Annotated in this window: 24 protein-coding genes; 2 read left to right on the top strand and 22 right to left on the bottom strand. The window is 46.0% G+C overall.

Annotated elements, in window-relative coordinates; translation table 11 throughout:
- Window positions 1-24: 24 nt before the first annotated feature.
- From MHB64_RS09535 to MHB64_RS09480, 12 genes are all read right to left on the bottom strand, one after another.
- A complete protein-coding gene (locus MHB64_RS09535; RefSeq protein ID WP_341134237.1) occupies window positions 25-306 on the bottom strand; it encodes a hypothetical protein in 282 nt (93 codons plus the stop codon).
- Between the two features lie 3 nt (window positions 307-309).
- Window positions 310-513, bottom strand: coding sequence for a hypothetical protein (locus MHB64_RS09530; protein WP_341134236.1), 204 nt, complete (start codon window positions 511-513; stop codon window positions 310-312).
- Window positions 514-649: 136 nt separating this feature from the next.
- A complete protein-coding gene (locus MHB64_RS09525) occupies window positions 650-898 on the bottom strand; it encodes a hypothetical protein (RefSeq protein ID WP_341134235.1) in 249 nt (82 codons plus the stop codon).
- Window positions 885-1,250, bottom strand: a complete 366-nt coding sequence (locus MHB64_RS09520; protein WP_341134234.1) for a hypothetical protein — start codon at window positions 1,248-1,250, stop codon at window positions 885-887. Before MHB64_RS09520 ends, MHB64_RS09525 begins: the two co-directional genes overlap by 14 nt.
- The gene (locus MHB64_RS09515; protein WP_341134233.1) at window positions 1,247-1,492 is read right to left on the bottom strand and encodes a hypothetical protein; all 246 of its coding nucleotides are present in this window, start codon (window positions 1,490-1,492) and stop codon (window positions 1,247-1,249) included. The genes MHB64_RS09520 and MHB64_RS09515 overlap by 4 nt, the downstream gene beginning before the upstream one ends.
- Complete coding sequence (locus MHB64_RS09510) at window positions 1,492-1,716, bottom strand: hypothetical protein (protein ID WP_341134232.1); 225 nt, start codon at window positions 1,714-1,716, stop codon at window positions 1,492-1,494. Before MHB64_RS09510 ends, MHB64_RS09515 begins: the two co-directional genes overlap by 1 nt.
- A gap of 94 nt (window positions 1,717-1,810) precedes the next feature.
- On the bottom strand, window positions 1,811-2,242 hold the full coding sequence (locus MHB64_RS09505) for a hypothetical protein (protein ID WP_341134231.1): 432 nt from the start codon (window positions 2,240-2,242) through the stop codon (window positions 1,811-1,813).
- Entirely contained in the window at window positions 2,242-2,658 is a 417-nt protein-coding gene (locus MHB64_RS09500) for a hypothetical protein (RefSeq protein WP_341134230.1), read from the bottom strand. Before MHB64_RS09500 ends, MHB64_RS09505 begins: the two co-directional genes overlap by 1 nt.
- Window positions 2,658-3,098: a hypothetical protein gene (locus MHB64_RS09495; protein ID WP_341134229.1), complete on the bottom strand. Its 441-nt coding sequence runs from the start codon at window positions 3,096-3,098 to the stop codon at window positions 2,658-2,660. Before MHB64_RS09495 ends, MHB64_RS09500 begins: the two co-directional genes overlap by 1 nt.
- A 31-nt stretch (window positions 3,099-3,129) precedes the next feature.
- Window positions 3,130-3,570 carry a group I intron-associated PD-(D/E)XK endonuclease gene (locus MHB64_RS09490; protein ID WP_341134228.1) on the bottom strand — a complete coding sequence of 147 codons (441 nt, stop codon included), beginning with the start codon at window positions 3,568-3,570 and terminating at the stop codon, window positions 3,130-3,132.
- Between the two features lie 582 nt (window positions 3,571-4,152).
- Window positions 4,153-5,274, bottom strand: a complete 1,122-nt coding sequence (locus MHB64_RS09485) for a hypothetical protein (RefSeq protein WP_341134227.1) — start codon at window positions 5,272-5,274, stop codon at window positions 4,153-4,155.
- A gap of 206 nt (window positions 5,275-5,480) precedes the next feature.
- On the bottom strand, window positions 5,481-6,524 hold the full coding sequence (locus MHB64_RS09480) for a tyrosine-type recombinase/integrase (protein WP_341134226.1): 1,044 nt from the start codon (window positions 6,522-6,524) through the stop codon (window positions 5,481-5,483).
- Window positions 6,525-6,589: 65 nt separating this feature from the next.
- Between MHB64_RS09480 and MHB64_RS09475 the strand changes: the two genes are divergently transcribed.
- Complete coding sequence (locus MHB64_RS09475) at window positions 6,590-6,787, top strand: hypothetical protein (protein ID WP_341134225.1); 198 nt, start codon at window positions 6,590-6,592, stop codon at window positions 6,785-6,787.
- 91 nt (window positions 6,788-6,878) lie between these two features.
- Here the strand turns inward: MHB64_RS09475 and nrdR are convergent, their stop codons facing one another.
- Complete coding sequence (gene nrdR, locus MHB64_RS09470; protein WP_341134224.1) at window positions 6,879-7,355, bottom strand: transcriptional regulator NrdR; 477 nt, start codon at window positions 7,353-7,355, stop codon at window positions 6,879-6,881.
- Between the two features lie 165 nt (window positions 7,356-7,520).
- Between nrdR and MHB64_RS09465 the strand changes: the two genes are divergently transcribed.
- Window positions 7,521-7,739 (top strand): alpha/beta-type small acid-soluble spore protein, encoded by a 219-nt coding sequence (locus tag MHB64_RS09465; protein ID WP_042126012.1) that lies wholly within the window; start codon window positions 7,521-7,523, stop codon window positions 7,737-7,739.
- 79 nt (window positions 7,740-7,818) lie between these two features.
- Here MHB64_RS09465 and MHB64_RS09460 read toward each other — a convergent pair whose 3' ends face one another.
- From MHB64_RS09460 to pnpS, 9 genes are all read right to left on the bottom strand, one after another.
- Window positions 7,819-8,382 carry a lytic transglycosylase domain-containing protein gene (locus tag MHB64_RS09460; RefSeq protein ID WP_094874029.1) on the bottom strand — a complete coding sequence of 188 codons (564 nt, stop codon included), beginning with the start codon at window positions 8,380-8,382 and terminating at the stop codon, window positions 7,819-7,821.
- The gene (coaE, locus tag MHB64_RS09455; protein ID WP_341134223.1) at window positions 8,379-8,975 is read right to left on the bottom strand and encodes a dephospho-CoA kinase; all 597 of its coding nucleotides are present in this window, start codon (window positions 8,973-8,975) and stop codon (window positions 8,379-8,381) included. The genes MHB64_RS09460 and coaE overlap by 4 nt, the downstream gene beginning before the upstream one ends.
- A 9-nt stretch (window positions 8,976-8,984) precedes the next feature.
- Complete coding sequence (locus MHB64_RS09450) at window positions 8,985-9,731, bottom strand: MntP/YtaF family protein (protein WP_094874027.1); 747 nt, start codon at window positions 9,729-9,731, stop codon at window positions 8,985-8,987.
- 127 nt (window positions 9,732-9,858) lie between these two features.
- On the bottom strand, window positions 9,859-10,695 hold the full coding sequence (mutM, locus tag MHB64_RS09445) for a DNA-formamidopyrimidine glycosylase (protein ID WP_341134222.1): 837 nt from the start codon (window positions 10,693-10,695) through the stop codon (window positions 9,859-9,861).
- Between the two features lie 52 nt (window positions 10,696-10,747).
- Window positions 10,748-13,417 carry a DNA polymerase I gene (polA, locus tag MHB64_RS09440; protein ID WP_094874025.1) on the bottom strand — a complete coding sequence of 890 codons (2,670 nt, stop codon included), beginning with the start codon at window positions 13,415-13,417 and terminating at the stop codon, window positions 10,748-10,750.
- A gap of 237 nt (window positions 13,418-13,654) precedes the next feature.
- A complete protein-coding gene (gene phoU, locus MHB64_RS09435; RefSeq protein ID WP_094874024.1) occupies window positions 13,655-14,314 on the bottom strand; it encodes a phosphate signaling complex protein PhoU in 660 nt (219 codons plus the stop codon).
- 73 nt (window positions 14,315-14,387) lie between these two features.
- Window positions 14,388-15,143 carry a phosphate ABC transporter ATP-binding protein PstB gene (gene pstB, locus MHB64_RS09430; RefSeq protein WP_042186541.1) on the bottom strand — a complete coding sequence of 252 codons (756 nt, stop codon included), beginning with the start codon at window positions 15,141-15,143 and terminating at the stop codon, window positions 14,388-14,390.
- Window positions 15,144-15,342: 199 nt separating this feature from the next.
- The gene (locus MHB64_RS09425; RefSeq protein WP_042125998.1) at window positions 15,343-16,071 is read right to left on the bottom strand and encodes a response regulator transcription factor; all 729 of its coding nucleotides are present in this window, start codon (window positions 16,069-16,071) and stop codon (window positions 15,343-15,345) included.
- A 109-nt stretch (window positions 16,072-16,180) separates the two neighbouring features.
- Window positions 16,181-17,977 (bottom strand): two-component system histidine kinase PnpS, encoded by a 1,797-nt coding sequence (pnpS, locus tag MHB64_RS09420; RefSeq protein ID WP_094878342.1) that lies wholly within the window; start codon window positions 17,975-17,977, stop codon window positions 16,181-16,183.
- Window positions 17,978-18,125 lie beyond the last annotated feature (148 nt).

The raw sequence follows: 18,125 nt of genomic DNA, 5'->3' as shown, positions 1-18,125 counted from the left end.
CTACACTTTCGAATTTCACTTACGCTACCTCCCGTCCCATTTACGAAATTTATCCACGGAGCTTTTACGAATAATGTGCGGAATGTGGTAGAAACTCACGGCCACTCTCGCGATCCTTACAAAATCCGGCTTGTCCGCGTCGTAGAAGCCATTACCGTGTCCGAACGATTCTTTCGCTACCCTACGCCATCCGAAGTATTTCCTCCGCGCATATACGTCAACCTCCGCCCATTGAATACCCCACGTAACCTCGCGTATTTTAACCCGGTATTCTGTTCCGTCACTTTCATATACTCGCGCCTTCATCCGCTACACCTCCGTTTCTATTCGTCCACCCCATGCGTTAAAGCGTTCTACTGCGGCCAGTTTACGCGCGGTGTCTTCCGCTTTCTGCTGCGCCCACCTTTCGTTAGCTGCGAGGCTAGAGTAATATGCCGTTACTACCTCACGCGCTACTGCGACATACTCAACGTCGTCAGGGTCATATTGATCGTGATATGAATATAGCGTCATTGTGTATATTTTTCGGAATCCCCATCGTTTACGAGGAACGTACAGGACGGCGCTCAGACACGGACCAATTAGCGATTCGCGCCACTCTTCGATCTTAACGCGATACTCCGTTCCGTCCGGCGCGGTTACGGGAAATTTACGCAGTTCCATTCGTAGTCACCTCCGGTAACTTAACGTTGAAATACTGGCGGAAATGCGCGAACTCTGTTTCATTAAGTGTGCGCTGCTTACCGCACAAGGCGCAGCTTACCACGAAGAACGGAACGCGTTCCATATCGTAATCAAGCGAATATGGATCTGTATCAATCTCGCGAATAAACGTATCAATCAGGCGCCAGCCGTGATCGCAGCAGGGAACGGACTTTTTTCGCTTAAACGGCCACATCAACGCTCACCTCCGTTAAACGAGCGGTAATGGCCGCGAGACAGATTGATTCCGAGGCGGATAGCGATACCGCGTATTCGTACTCTGAGGCACCGGCGCCGTCCCAACGCGCCCAGACTTCCGCGCGATAATCCTCGCCCATGTACGCAATACTTCCGTAAATCCCATTACGTTCAAGCACCGCCCACGCCGCGTAGATATCCGTTGTATAATGCGGAATCAATACGCGCACGCCGTTAACCTCGCGAAACTGTCCGAACGTCTCTCCGCCGAATACTTCCCGTTCAACCCACGCGTCACGTTCCCGCGCTGAAATCCCCATCCACTTTGCGATAATCTCTTCGCGTTTCATTCTCCGCCCTCCTCATAGGCAAGCACAGCCGCCAACACCGCTTCCGCTACGTCTTCTTCTTCGATACGCTCGCAACGCCCCGCAGATACTTCGAACGAAGGCGTCGTACAGTAACCGCAGTCTAAGTGCGCCAATGTGTCAGGAAGGCGTAAATACAACTTACCGGAATAGAAGTTTTGCGCGAGACATCGGAATGTTTTCTTTCCGTCGACCTTTACGAGATAACCGCGGTAGTCATCCATTACGCAGCACCTCCCCGCGCAAACTCCGCCATCGCCGCGTAAAACATTACCTGCGCATCCGGCACCGCTAAGACTACGTTGTCTGGCGTAAGTTCCGCGCCGTGCGGGACAACTAGCGCTCCTCTATCCGCTTTATAGTGAATATCGAATATACCTCCGCCACTACTTTCGGACACGCTGCGCTGAATCTCGAATAGCGCCGCGTTAATTGGATCATACGTCATTTCATCCGCTCCCTTATTCGTATAATAACTCCGCGTAAATATGGCGAAGGTGTGTTTATGGCTGATTTTCGGCGGTAAATAGGCGCTTTTACCGCTACCCTTCCGCTAACACTCCGCCTGCACTATCCGTACTAATTTCACGCGATTTAGACGCCCCAAACGCGTCTCTTTGCGCGTTTCCAACGTTGATCTCCGGCCACGTACCGACGGCTGCGCTCATTGACGTTGTTATCCGCTGTGTCTCCGCTCGCAGCACCGCCATAAACTCCGAGAGGCGCGCCGTATCCTCCGCAACCGCGCTCTTAAACCGCACATAATCGAGTGCCGCGCGAAGTCCTTCCGAATTTACCGGATAATACGCGACATCTACGTATTTCTCCGTCATTGGCGGGGCTTCTACGCCGGCTACCGCTTTATATCCGGGTGCTTTCGTAGGGTCAACGGTGCGGCGCTCCTTTACGATAAAGTTGAGCGCTTTGTCGTCGGATACTAGCGTGTAGGCTGGCGTTAGTTTTACGTTTAACATTAGGCAGCGCCTCCTTTTTCCGCGTTGTTAGCTTCGCTGTTTATTTCGGAGATTACGATGCCGAGCGTGTTTAGTGCGCACTTAATTCCGTCCGAGAATATCCGATCCTCACGCGAGGTTTCATACGCGCCCTCACCTGATCGATGCTCAGCGTACACTTGGCGGAGCTTTTCGTACGCTTCTTCTCGCGCCTCTTCCTCCGTCAGCTCGCGTTCGTATCCGTCAAGTAGAGCGCGCATTAACGTGTCAAATGGAATTTTGCGGATAGAGAGTGCGGATACACTTCTGTCGGAGATGGTTGAGTATTTGTACGCAATATCTTCGTTTGTAAACGCCGAGGACTCGTCGCCTTTACGTAAGTTCTCAACTGCGTCCGCCACCTCGCGCGGAATTGTTACTTTTGCTTGCGTTGTCATTACGCGTTCACTCCTTCGATTTTTATTCCGAGCGCTTCGAGTACGTGATGGACTCCGCGCACAAAGCCGCCATAAGTATCAAACGGGTCAGCCGCCAAATCTACGTTACTTTCGTAAGCCTCGCGTATCCTTTCGTGCGCTTCCTCTTCGTGTGGCGGTCCGTCGGCGGCTTCGTAAGTCTGCGCAAATATCTCCGGCTTACACGGATAACGCTCGCCGGCCACTCCGGTTATAATCCAATCGTCCGTGCTGATTTCGTGGAATCCTTCGATCGTCTTAATCGCGGGCACCTTGCGGAAACTCGGCGGAATCGGCGTCCGCTTATCGTGGTAGCCTACGAAGCGCCCTCCGTCACCAACAACGTAACATGCGTAGCCGTCTTCGAGGCCCGGCGTAAACTGGACCGCATCGACGAGTACGGGTTTCTTGCGGAATTTCATAGCGTAACCTCCTCCGTAATTAGCCGGTTAGCTACGCCACTCGGCCAGTGTTATTTCGTGCTACTTGTAGTACTCTGTGGAATCCTATATAATCATCGAAGTACTGAGCCTTGTACGACGTAGGTAACCCCTTCCTAGTGTGATCACGCGTGAGATAAAGTGTTAGGTGACGCTCATGAACAAGTTCCGCTCTGTGAACGTAAGCTACGCGCCTACTAATCGGATCAACAACGGCGAAGACATCAACCTCTTCCGCTGTATACTTCCGACATTTTGCGGAGGGTCTGCGGATATCCGCCTTTAAGTTAGTTCCGGTATTATCTCCGCGCTTAATCTGTATACGCAACCCCTCAACTACAAGGTCAAACGTAGATGTCGCGGTCCTCGGCGATAGTGGTTCAAACCCACTCTCAAGTACGTCGAGCATTACATTACATTCTGCGGATGCGCCTAGCGCTGATCTCCACTCCATTAGCGACCACCCCTGTGTGAAATAGTGCAAATTTTAACGCAGACAAACTGGTAAAAATGACGCGTGTAAAATAATAGTTGACAATGGCGGACGGTTGTGTTATTTTATTATATCTTTTAAAGACTTAAAGATTTAAGACCTTAAGATCTAGTTTATTAATCACTATCGTTCTTAATAAACTCCGTAACGGGTACAATTCGACCCTTATACGGGACATATAAAGGGATTACGCGCGGATTACCTTGTATTACACATATCTAATTGCGCGGATTTTAAAATATAAAAGATAAAACCGTATCTGATCCACCCCGTTTCCGCAATCCCCACCGTACCCGCCGCGTACATTACGTGTTATCGCCGTGAAATCACCGTTAAATTAGACGTTTTGGTAGCGTTTGGCTCCGTTTATCCCTCCGCGAGATTAAACACGTTAATTTCACGGCGATTTTACGGTGATTCGCAGGCGGGCGTAATATTAGCGTTAGGCGAGCGAACTGGAAATTCGTAAGGACTTCGGTTGTGTGAAATAGTGCAAAAACGTGTTTACGCTAACTTTACGTAAGTGTAATAAAGTGCAAACGATTAAGCTGCAAACAAGGACCAAACTACTGACTGATCTTCTATAACACCTAACGCAATGAGTTCGTTAGTTAATACCGTTTCAATACCATCAAACTCCGTATATTTGATTCGAATTAGAGGAATATCGTTAGCTCGACAGAAATCTGTTTTAATACGATCCCGACGTTTTATAGTAGCAAGTCCTTCATCCCCTCCCCACGCATTAACGGCTATAAAATGTTGTGCACCATCATACTCAATCAGCACCTTACCTATAGGTGTTTCTACACAGAAATCAAAAGGCAGTGGGTATTTATTTCTACAGGCTTTAAACCTATACTGTTCAGTAAAATCTAATCCCAACTCCTGTAGCTTCATTCTTATTTTCCCTTCTCCTTTCGAAGATCTACAGATAGGACACCTAGTACCATTTAAGACGCTATTAGGGGTTGTATAAAATGATTCACCACATATAACATGTAAAAATTCGGTTTTAATATTAGATTTTCGATACCTCCCTAAAACTTTCAGCGTTCCACCACTTCTCGCACTGACCTCAGCCGCAAAACTAGAGGTAGTCCAACGTCGAACAGTGCCCAATTCTTTTCCGTTAGCATCGGCTATTTGTTGTTTCTTGTCCCTTTGTCTCTTACTTTCACAATATACACAGGCGTTGTTAAGCCCTAGCATCGAACTTGTCCTAGTAGTAAACTGAGAGACGTTTCTCATTAGTTGACATACTGTGCACTTTATTTTGATGTATTTTCTGAACGTACCATAACCTTTAGCTAAAAGATAACCACTCAGACCCCCGTAAGTGGAGTTTAAGTACTTCCGTTCCTCCAATCGCACGTCATCTAAAATAAGTTCGGCCTCACCGTGTAGGAACACATCGCTAATTATCCCATCCCAAAACTCCTCATACGCGAAATCGGTAAGATGATCAATTTCAGTGAGGCTGCTATCGTTCTCGTCAAAAGCAACGTACACTTCCAGCGCATACTTACTTATAGTTCTTCTAATGTTGTTGTGGTGCACGTCTAGCTTCTTAGCTATCTGGCAAACGCTATATCCACTATCGAGTAAGTCTTGGATTAAATCTTTTTGCGCATTAGATACACTCTGCTTACTCAGTACTGGCACGCCTCCTTATCCGCCCTCACTATATATAAGGACAGGTTTTAATTGAATTGGGACATCAAATAAAAAAAACGCAAAAAAGCACCCGCCCTAGTACGGACAGATACTTCGCTAATGATATCCACATAGTATAAGTAACCGAAGTTAAATTGTTTGTAAACTAAAAACGCCCACACATCCGGATTACCTCCGAAAGCATGGGCGTTAGCCTAGCGTATTATTTTGCGTGATTTCTCTGCCTTATTAAGTACTGCGTTAATTGGCGAAAATTCATCGTGATTCTTTTTAACGTTTTTATCCGATAGATGCGTATAGTGGTTCGTCATCCGTCCGTCAGAGTGTCCGAGTATAACCTGTAGATGGCGCTCAGATCCGCCTTCCTCAAGAAATAACGTAGCGCCCGAATGCCGTAGTAAATGCGGATAAACGCGCTTCTCAATTCCCGCACGGTCAGCGTATTTCTTCAATTGATGGCGGAAGTGATTCGGCTGCATCCGCTCACCATAGTTAGTAAGGAATATATACTCGCTATCAAACTCCGTTGTTTCACGAATTAACTCCGCGAGTAGCTTCGCCGTTCGCTTCGTGATAGGAACAACGCGCGGTTTACGTGTCTTCGTGATTTCGCGGCGCAATGAAGCGTAACAGGCCGCTAAATCCACGTCCTCTTTACGTAAAGTTAACGCTTCGTCTATACGTAGCATTCCGTCAATTAGCAGATTAAGCACGACGTAATCGCGGAAGTCGCTGTACTTGCGCTGATTCGGCGCATTTAATAGAGCGCGAAGCTCGTCTGTAGTGAGTACGTCGATGTCGCGTCCGATATCCTGTACGTTCTTGAGATACGTAAATGGATCGGAGTCGATAACGTTTTCTTCGTGAAGGAACTTAAACATCGTCTTCAAATTCTTGATACGCGTGTTAATAGACTTCGGTAGTAGTCCGACGGTGCGGACGGAATCCGGCACGTTACATTTATCGCTAAACTTCGTTTTCTCATCGCGTAACCATATTATATACTCGCGACCTGTCTCTACCGTGACATTACGAATATCGCGAATGATCTTACGCTCGTCCAAAAACTCGCAAAAGTACGTGTAGTTTTGTACGTACGTCTTTAGCGTATTCTCCGCGCGCCCCTCCGATTTCTTCGCCTGGTAGTAATAGTCGAATAAGTAGTCGAGTGAGTAGCGCAGGCGATCGGATGTCCTATCGCTTTTCCTCGCGCGACCTTTACTTTTATCTCCGCTCAAACTAAAAAACCCCTCCCGTATTATTACGGAAAAGAGCCGATTGTATAACGCATATCTTCGTTTTATTGGAGCGTATATCTGCGCATGTCAGCGCACAGTCAACGTTACAGTCACCGTACAAAACACGGAGTAATTTGCGGGATTTTGCCGATGCCGCTGCCAGCGATGCGCTCTCCCAGCTGAGCTATGGCCCCAAACGTAATATTCAGATGTATGTAATCACATATTCTAAAATTCAGTTCGGTGTATTTAAGTCATTCTGACAAATCCAAGCGCCGTAGGCGACTCCTATATAATATAAAAAATCGCCTTCGCTGTCAACACTTTTTTTTGGTCATTAGACAAGCCACATCCCTACAATCTTTCCAGATCCCCGGTGCTCTTAGATAACAGACCCTTCAGTTCCTTCATAAACATGTTAATATCCTTGAACTGGCGGTATACGGACGCAAAGCGAACGTAGGCGACCTCATCTACTGGATAGAGCTGTTCCATAACCAATTCACCGATCTGTTGGCTCTCTACCTCAGCTACGGCGATGCCGCGAAGGGATTTCTCCACCTCAGAGACGATCTTCTCTAGACGTTCTACAGAGACGGGTCGTTTCTCGCAAGCCCGGATTAAACCACGCAGAATTTTATCGCGGCTGAATTCCTCACGGCTGCCGTCTTTTTTGATTACGATTAACGGTGTTTCTTCGATCATTTCAAAGGTTGTAAACCGTTTGCTGCAACGCTCGCATTCACGCCTGCGGCGGATGGACTTATTCTCATTCGCTGGTCGCGAGTCAAGAACTTTAGTATTTGTGTGATCGCAGTAAGGGCATTTCATAAGCTTCATCACTTCCTATTACATAATGTTTTTTGTCCCCGGTTTGTTAAACAACCGGCTTTTAAAGGGCTATTTCATTTTTTCCAGAAATCACCGTTTTTTTATTGTAATGATTATGGCAAGTCCGGCACATAATACAGTTACCAACAGAGGAGGTGAACAGCAATGAGCCAAAACAACAGCTCCAATAACCTTGTAGCTCCAAATTCCCGTGGTGCTTTGGAACAACTTAAATATGAAGTTGCCCAAGAACTCGGAATCACGCTTTCCCCAGATGGTTACCAAGGCAATAAAACTTCTTATGAAAATGGTTCGATCGGTGGTTACATCACTAAACGTCTTGTAACCCTGGCAGAACAACAATTGGCAGGTCAATACAAATAACCTGTCCACATAAGCTTACTGAAGAAGTATTAAACGACCCGCAGGTCGTTTAATGCTTCTTTTTATACATAACACGGTTTTAGAATTCGTTGTAAATATCCGTGTACTGATCATAGTAATAGTTGACGCGCTGTACATAATGGCGGGTCTCACCAAACGGAATATCCTTAATCGTAGCATCCGTTCCATCCCAGATCCCTTCATCCAGCCATTTTTGAACTTTACCCGGTCCAGCATTATAGGCAGCGATAACCGCTGTACGTTTACCTTCGAATTGACGGGATAATGTTGAAAGATACCAGGTACCTAGCTCAATATTTGCTGATGGTTCATGCTTAAGCTCCTCCATAGAAACATCAGGAAGCTTGGCCTTTTCAAGGGCCCATTTGGCGGTATCCGGCATAAGCTGCATTAAACCTATAGCACCTTTTTTGGATTCTCGTCCAGTTTTGAAGTTCGTTTCCACCCGGATAATCGAAGCCACTAGAAATGGGTCTATATCGTACGTAATGCTGTGCTTACGGATCTCATCTTTATAATGGATCGGATAAAACCAGGACATCCAGTTCGTACTCAGAAACAATATCGCAGTAAAACCAATAAATAATAGAAGAAGGACTCTTTTTTTACGTAACCATTTCATGATAAGCCCAGCCTGTCCCAAAGAACAGCAACCTGTTGCTCAGTGTGCGCAAGTTCGCCACTGTTGTCAATGATATAGTCCGCTTTGTTACGCTTTGCTTCAATATCCATCTGTGCATTTAAGCGTGCTTCTGCTTGTTCTAAAGAAAGTCCGTTACGTTCCATTAATCGAGCGATTTGCACTTCACGAGGCACGTAGACCACCAGTATTTCATGGAACATGTTCTCGAGTCCTGATTCGAAAAGAAGAGGGATATCCACAATTGTTAACTTCTCTGGATCTTCTACCTCCAGGCTGTTCATACGTTCTTTAATTTCCCGCCGGATTGCGGGATGCGTCAGATTGTTCAGGGCTTGCAGGGCCGCTGGGTCTTGAAATACAATGTCCCCCAGCTTGCCCCTATTCAGGGTGCCATCCGGAAAGAGGATCTCGCTTCCGAATTGTTTCACAGCCGCAGCCAGCACCTCATGACCGGGGAGCATTACTTCTCTGGCGATCACATCCGCGTCAACCAGCCTCGCTCCCTTGCTCACAAGCAGTGCGGACACCGTGCTTTTTCCGGATGCAATGCCTCCGGTTAAGCCAATAATCATGTACTCACCTCATAATAGCTTCAGTATTCCCATTGTAATTAATAATAACGCAGGTAGTGCAGCAGCATGCTTCATCCAGTAGTTCCCGGCGAATCTTAATCCAGTCTTCATGCCCAGCAATAGAAATGTACCACTAAACAGAGCAATTGTAAGTGATGTCCATATCGGATTGAACCCCAGCAATGCTGCGCCAAGTCCAGCTCCAAAAGCATCTAGAGAGAGGGCAATCCCGAGCAGCATAGCTTCCATCGAAGAAATACTTCCGGAATCATCCATATCTGCAGAAGACGGAGTACGTAGGATCTGTACAACAATCCCCAACCGTCGTAGCTCAAGGGAAAAGACAGCCGACTTTGCCTGCTCAGGAGCCATGGCAACCTGTTCTACAACATCTTCAGTAACAACAGCTACCTCTGCCCGAGCTTCTGTGGATAGTACATTTTCTTCACTATCTACTTTATGCTCACCTGTCTGTTCCTTCTCCTTCTGCATTAGCATCTGGACGAGCGACCAGCACCCCATTAGCACAAGTATAACAGCGCCAACCTCAGAAGCTGCATGTGGAGACACTACCTTGGCAAGCAGAACACCCACTTGCATAGATACACAGATAACTACCCCCGAACAAAGCGAGATAATCAGAATGGAGAGCAATGGTATTTTCATTTTACGCAGTCCATATGTAATACCAACGCCAAAACCATCCAGACTCAAAGCAAAAGCCAGTAATATTAGTGAAAAAAATGGGCTGAGCACCCGCAATCCCTCCTGTGAAGAACCGGAACACTGAACAATACACTTCATTCAGCTTCCGTTCTCTAATAAGCATTCTTCACACAGTATATGGGCGGGACAAGTAGTGGGTGCCAACCTAATTACTTCTTCAGTTTTCTGCCTTACGCTGACAGCTTGGACAATAATGCGTGCCGCGGCCACCTACAACCGTTTTCTCAATCATCGTTCCACAGTGGTTACACGGCTGATCTTTACGACCGTAAATCAACAGCTGCTGCTGATAAGTGCCGCTCTCACCTTGACCATTCACATATGATTTTACAGACGAACCACCAGCGTTTACCGCTTCCGTCAGCGTACTGACAATAGCGTGATGCAGCTGATCAAGTTGCTCATCCAAAAGATCTTTAGCGCTGACTTCAGGATGTATCCCTGCACGATGCAACGACTCATCTACATAAATATTACCTATGCCCACGATATATTCCTGATTCAGCAGCAGCGATTTAATTTTTGTGCTTTTGCCTGATACAATCTGCTTAAACTTCTCCGGCGTAAAGGATGGCTCCAGCGGCTCCTGTCCTAGCTTATTAAGAGGAGGCAACTGCAGGTCTTCACCAATCTGAAAAAGATGCATCGTACCAAACTGACGAACATCCGTGTAACGCAGCTCAGTACCATCGGTAAAATGGAATATCACATGCGTATGCTTGTCCAGTGGATCTTCGTTCGAAAAAAGTCCGTAACGGCCCTCCATCCGTAAATGAGATACCAGCACCAGACCGTCTAACACGATACGCAAAAATTTTCCTCTTCGTTCAACATTAACAATGCTATGACCTGTGAGCAGGTTGGCAAAAGCCTGAATATCATCCGGCCGCTGAATAATCCGGGCCAACCGGACGGTTACATTCTCTATCTGCTTTCCATTAACTAAATCATTCAGTGTTCTCTTGACTGTCTCTACTTCCGGTAATTCCGGCATGATGTCTTCACCTCAACTACATTATAGCTGATATGCACACCTTAAAGGGAGCCTATTTCGCTTCGTACCAGTTGCTGCCAAAACTTACCTCAGCTTTAAGCGGCACAGATAACTGCAATGCTCCACCCATGACTTCCGGCAAAAGCGTCTTCATGAGCTCCATTTCATCCTCTGGCACCTCGAATACAAGCTCATCGTGCACCTGAAGCAGCATACGGCTCTTTAGCCCACGCTCGAAAAGCGCCTTATCCATATGCACCATCGCCAGCTTAATAATATCAGCTGCAGTTCCTTGTATAGGTGTATTCATTGCCGTACGTTCCGCAAACGAACGTAGATTAAAGTTCTTTGCATTAATCTCAGGCAAGTACCGACGACGTTCCAGCAGCGTGGTTACATATCCATGTTTCCTTGCATCAACTACGATATCATCCATATATCGACGCACACCTTGGTATACCTCAAAATACTGCTCAATGAATTGAGCGGCTTCTTTACGAGGAATATTCAAGTTCTGCGACAGACCATAATCACTGATGCCGTACACGATACCAAAGTTAACGGCTTTAGCAGCACGACGCATATTGCTATCAACCTGATCGTTAGTAACTCCAAATACATCCATCGCTGTTTTCGTGTGAATATCCATATCATGGAGAAAAGCTTCCTTCATCCGCTCATCACCGGAGATATGCGCTAGCACCCGAAGTTCAATCTGAGAATAATCCGCCGCCAGAATGGACCAACCCGGTTCGGATGGAACAAACACTTTACGGATTTTGCGCCCTTCCTCTAGGCGGATAGGAATGTTCTGCAGGTTCGGATATTGACTGCTGAGACGTCCGGTAGCCGCAATCGTCTGCCGATAGAAGGTATGCACCTTTCCTGTTTTCGGAGATATTTCTTTAAGAAGTCCTTCTACGTATGTAGACTGGAGCTTCGCAATCGTGCGATATTGCAAAATCAAACGTACCACGTCATGATAAGGCGCTAGTTTCTCAAGCACCTCAGCATCGGTGGAATAGCCTGTCTTCGTCTTCTTAACAACAGGCAAACCTAGCTTAACGAATAAAATCTCACCCAGTTGCTTTGGTGAATTCAAATTGAACTCCGTGCCACTTAATTCATATATTTCAGTGACCAGCTTGGAAATCTGAGCTTCGAATTCTTTTCCTAACTCTTTAAGATCCCCTTCGTTGACTGCAATCCCCTGTTTCTCCATATCCGCAAGAATACGTGATAATGGCATTTCGAGATCCTCGAACAGTCCGGTCATTGCCGTTTCAATCAATTCCTGCTGTTGTTTCTGGGCAATACCAAGTACCGCAGCACTCTTACGTGCGACGTGATTTCCTAAGATCTCAAGCTCAGGAATCTTATATTTGGCCCCTTTACCAAATACATCTTCATCAGGTGACAACCTTGGCAAGCCGTATTTCGTAGCGAGATCGTTCAGGTTCTGATTAGCTTCCGTCGGATCCAGCAAATAAGCCGCCAGCTGCACATCATGCGCTGCACCTGCAAAAGCAATCCCCTGCCAATGCAGTGCCAAATCAGCACGGTGAAGATCATATCCGCTCTTCGGAGCCTTCTCATCTCCTAACCAGTCGCGTAGCTTCGCGGCCGCTGGTTTCTGTAGTAATTCAAACGGCACATAATAATGTCGCTCCAAAGTAGATAGCCCTACCCCGATCACCTCGGCACGATGCGGATTATCCCCATTGGATTCCACATGCAGCGCTGAAATACTAGGCAGCGCTTCACTTAGCGCCTCAAGTTCATCTTCACTCACGATCGAAATATCGAGTGTTGCAGCTTCTACTTCCGTTGCACCCTCTTCTCCATCAGCTACTGGAGCATAGGCACTTAGTGATAACCTTTCCAGAAGTGATTTGAATTCTAATTTTGCGAGTGCGGGTCCTGCTGTATCCGCAGAAATCCCGTTAAAGATCATATCTTCCCACGAATGCTCAAGAGGCACTTCACGATAGATGGTTGCCAGCTTCTTACTCATGACAGCGTCTTCCGCATGTGCTTCGAGCTTTTCTTTCATTTTACCTTTAAGCTCACCGGTTCCTGCTAATACACCTTCAACGGATCCAAATTGATGCAACAGCTTGAGCGCTGTTTTCTCACCAACACCCGGAACGCCTGGAATGTTATCACTCGCATCACCCATCAGTCCCTTAAGGTCTATGATCTGCTCTGGTGTCAGGTCATATTTCTCACGAATTTGTTCTGGTCCATAAAGCTCGACCTCAGTAACTCCTTTGCGGATCAACGCAACGGTCGTGTGTTCGGAAGCCAATTGAAGCATATCCTTGTCTCCCGACACGATCATAACCTGCCGGCCTGCTTCATCTGCTTGGCGAGAAATGGTTCCAATAATATCATCGGCCTCATAATTGCCGATTTCAAACTGCGGTACACCTAGATTTCTGAGCAAATCTTTCAATAGTGGAAACTGCTCGGAGAGCTCGGGAGGTGTCTTTTGCCGACCGCCTTTATAATCCTCATAGCCTTCATGCCGGAATGTGACTTTCCCTGCATCGAAGGCAACAATCATATGTGTCGGCTTGTGTTCTTCAATTAAACGGAGCAGCATAGTGGTAAAACCGTACACCGCATTCGTCTGTTGCCCTGCTGTATTCGTTAGCGGAGGCATCGCGAAGAATGCGCGGTAAATAATATTGTTTCCATCTATAAGTATCAACTTGTCCATAGTGCACCTCGCCTTTTTCATGCTTACTTCTTACATCTTAACATATGGCCTGTCCAAGTAGAAACGGCTATACAACAAGTAGCCGTCCTAATATAAGGACGGCTACTCAATTTACCTAAAAATAAACAAAAGATGTGAAGGTGCAAGTAATGGAGGAGAAGTTTGGAGACAACAATGGCCGAAAGTCCAAACATTCTCCGCAGTTACGACAATTACCAAACATCTTTTGAATCAAAGCTATTCATTCAAATCTGGACGGCTACCGGTAACCAGGTAAACTACGCTTTCGCCAATGTTAGTGGCGTGATCGCCAATCCGTTCGATATAACGGCCTACCAGCGTCAATAACATAGCTTGGGATACGGTTTCCGGCTTTGTTACCATATAAGAATACAACTCATTGATCATCGCACCATACAATTGATCGACCTGATCATCATCCTGAGCCATTTTATAAGCCAGATCAGTATTCTCATCCAGGTAAGATTGAATGGCCTCATCGATCATAATCGTCACGATTTCAGCCATGCGAGGAATGTCAACAAGCGGCTTAATCAGCGTTTGTCCTTGAAGACGCATGGTCGCTTTTGCTACATCAAGCGCCAGATCACCCATACGTTCCAAATCGCTTGATATTTTAAAGGCAACGATAATGCGGCGCAAATCCTTAGCTACAGGCTGCTGAGTAATAATTAAGCGTGAGCCAATTTCCATGATTTTATCTTCCATGGCATTCAACTGTAGATCCGCTTCAACAACTTCTTGTGCGAGCGTTGTATCTAGATTTTGTAATGCCTTAATTGCGCCTTCAAGAGCATCCTTAACATGCTCACCCATCTGCTGCAGCAGACTGCGCAGTTCTTCCAAGTCTTTATCAAATTCTTTTCTGCGAATCATAATAAGAGCGATCCTCCTCATTAACGTATGGTCAGCTTGCCATTTCCAGGGACGAACACCCTTTTAAATCTGATCAGCCGAAACGTCCGGAAATATAATCTTCAGTGCGGGAATCTTTAGGGTTCGAGAAAAGCACCTCTGTGTCCGCCGCCTCTACAATTACACCATTTAAGAAAAACACGGTTCGACCGGATACACGTGCGGCCTGATGCATGTTATGAGTTACCATAACAATGGTATACTCACTTCTTAGTTCCTGAACAAGCTCTTCTATCTTGAGAGTGGATACAGGGTCGAGGGCAGAGGTTGCCTCATCCATTAGCAGAATATCAGGCTGTACCGCTAACGCTCTAGCAATACAAAGCCGCTGCTGCTGTCCACCAGACAAGCTAAGGGCAGATTTCTTCAGAAAATCTTTCACTTCCTCCCATAGGGCGGAGTGACGCAAGCTTTTTTCTACGATCTCATCCAGTTCACTTTTGGAACGGATGCCGTGTAAACGGGGACCGTAAGCTACATTGTCGTAAATCGACTTAGGAAAAGGATTCGGCTGTTGAAACACCATACCGACCTGCTTACGCAGGCTTTCCACCTCTACCTCATCACTATAAATATTTTTGCCACCGATGTTTACAGTTCCTTCTATACGTGTGCCAGGAATCATATCATTCATACGATTCAATGTGCGAAGCAACGTGGATTTCCCACAACCGGAAGGTCCAATAAAAGCGGTAACCTGTTTCTCCGGGATTTGCAGATTCACATTCTTCAGTGCGTGGAACGACTCATAGTAGAGATCAAGATTCTCTATGTCAATGATGGATTTCATTAGTGTTTACGTCTCCTTCTCATCATCTTCGATCTCCATGATAAGCTTTTAGTGTAAATACAGTTGGAGAGAAATGTTAACGCAATGTAAAATCAGTGAGATGAATGGGTCCACATCACAGTATTTCCCCAGAAGCCAACTAGTACTCCGAGCATTTCTTATTTATGAAAAGTATAGAAAAAATAGAACTCCAGTCACTCTAAATGACCGGAGCTCTTTTTTTATTAACCACTAATTTATAGCCTACGCCTCGAATCGAATCGATATGAACGGATTCTGGATCCAGCTCAAGCTTTTTACGAAGTGAACTCACATGCACGTCCACCGTACGCTGCCCGCCAATATAATCAAAGCCCCATACAGCATTCATGAGATCATCTCTCGTCAACACAACTCCTGGCTTACGAGCCAAATATAATAGCACTTCGAACTCTTTCGGCCGCAAATTAATACTATGACCACCGAGGGAGACTTCATATCTCTCAGGGTAAATCTCTAATTGACCTAAAATAATGGTAGAAGCAGAGATAGGTGTTTCTGTCGGTGCTTCCTCAGCAAGTCCAGAAATCCTCCGAAGTACAGCACTTACTCTAGCGAGCAGTTCAGAGACGCCGAATGGTTTGGTTATATAATCATCAGCTCCTGATTTCAGCCCTCTAACTACATCTTCTTCCGCATTTTTGGCGGTCAACACAATAATAGGTGTACGGATACCTTGTCCACGCAATTTATCAAGGATGTCTATGCCATTCATACCTGGCAACATCAGATCTAATACGATCAAGTCAAAAGGTTCCCTCGTCGCACGATCATATCCTGCCGTACCATGATCCTCTACTGTTACCTCGTAACCTTCCTGCGTTAAGTTATAGGACAGCAGCCGGGCCAGTGTCGGTTCGTCTTCAATGACAAGCAATCGTTGAGCCATAGGTTCCCCCGTCTTCCATTTAGTTTGATTTTTACAAAACAACAACAAAACAATCATATCACCACAATGTTAACTCGGTGTAAAATCGATGAGGTGAATTCACAAAAATCTAATCCACCTTTTCTTCCTGCAAGAGCGGCAACTCAATAATAAATGAACTTCCGATCCCCAGATCACTTTTAACCGAAATCACACCATGGTGCAAATCAATCAAGTGCTTCACAATAGACAGTCCCAGCCCCGTTCCACCGGAGCTTCTGGATCTTGCCTTATCCACTCGATAAAAACGTTCAAAAATACGCGGCAGATCCTTTTTGGGAATTCCCATCCCTGTATCGGTAACGGTAAATTGGACATTCTCAGAACCATCTGGCTTCAGTATATTCTTAACATAGACTTTTACGCTACCCCCTTCATGCGTGTAATTAATCGCATTGGAGAGCAAATTCATAAAAATTTGACGTAGTTTATCTTCATCGGCCTCAATGAACAGCTCCTCAGGAACCTCTACGTTAAGACTAATACTTTTCTTCTCAGCCACTTTGCTAATGGTTCCCAGCACGGAATCAAAGAATTCAATGATGTGAACAGGCGAGCAATCGAGTTGCACACGTTTAGATTCGATTTTAGATAATTCAAGAATATCTCCAATCAAGCGATTTAAGCGTTCGTTCTCATCATAAATAATTTGCAAGAAGGAACGGGCGGTCTTCTCATCCTTAACCCCACCACCCAGCAAGGTCTCAGCAAATCCTTTAACAGCGGCAACCGGCGTCTTCAATTCATGGGATACGTTAGCGACAAATTCACTTCGCATCCTCTCCAGGCGACGAATCTCTGTTACTTCCTGCAGCAGGAAGAGCATGCCTCTATACGTCCCATCCTGGATCATAGGCACTGCGTCCATGCGTACAATCCGCTCTCTCGGATTGTAAATACTTCGTTCTTCATGGAGCGGTTCTTTATTCGATACCCCTTCTTCAAGCAGCCGCGTTAACTCATAATGACGCTTTAGCTCCTTGTACGAATGACCCGCCATTTCACTGTTGCTAACATCCAGCATCCGCTCTGAGGCTCGGTTCAGCAGGGCAATTTCTTCGTCCGCATTGATCATTATAATGCCGCCAGTCATATTGTCCAGTACGCTTTGCAGCAAATCCTCATTATCACGAATGGTCTTAAGCTGAGCTTGAAGACTGTCAGCCATGGCATTTATCGCTGTTGCCAGTTGCCCGACCTCATCTTTACGCTTCAAATGGACTCTTGCATCATAATCAAGATCTGTAATACGCCGCGCAACTCTCGTGATTTGTTCAAGCGGTGAAGTCATACTAGATGCCACTTTGTAGCTGACAATAGTTGCTGCCAGGAACAAAATAACTAACCCCCCAGCCATAATCATCCAAGCACGGTTCAGTCCTTCCGCTACTGCATCCAGTCCCATCGAGACCCGAATGTAACCATCAAAACCTTGATTTGAAGTCACTCGCTCTGCTACATATAACATCTCGCGATCTAAAGTTTCGCTGTAACGAATGGCTCGGCCAGTCCCCTCTTTAGCCGCAACAATCTCCTCTTCACGATTAGCGTGATTGTCCATCTCCAGAGGATTTTTCTCTGAATCCCCTAAAACTTTACCTGACTTACTGATAAAAGTAATCCGGGAATCTAGAAGCTCGGCGACATGCTCTGCCTGCTCCGTGTAATACGGAATGGCATTGGTGGCGTTCATATCTACAAATTCCAATGTGCCTGCGAGTAGATTTATTTCCCGGGACATGTTCTCTTCGAGAGCAGCTATATGGGAGCTCTTAAACAGATGAGCCATCGTAAATCCAGTGCCAATCATGGAAATACCGATTAAGGCCATAAGTATAAACGTAAGACGAGCGCGAAACGGTTTCATCTGAAGTGTGCCTCTCCCTTTTTCATTGTATCTTTTATCCTAACTTCATTTTCATCAAAAAACCAGTGCAACTATTTTCGTGACATAAATCCCTACTATAATAGATTATATAAAAATAACAGCCCAAGTTGATTATCTCTGGACTGTT

This window comes from Paenibacillus sp. FSL K6-2859, from assembly GCF_038008265.1.
Classification (GTDB): Bacteria; Bacillota; Bacilli; order Paenibacillales; family Paenibacillaceae; genus Paenibacillus_AQ; species Paenibacillus_AQ nitricinens.
Note: the sequence above shows the minus strand (reverse complement) of the source record. Positions and strands in the feature narration are given on the sequence as shown.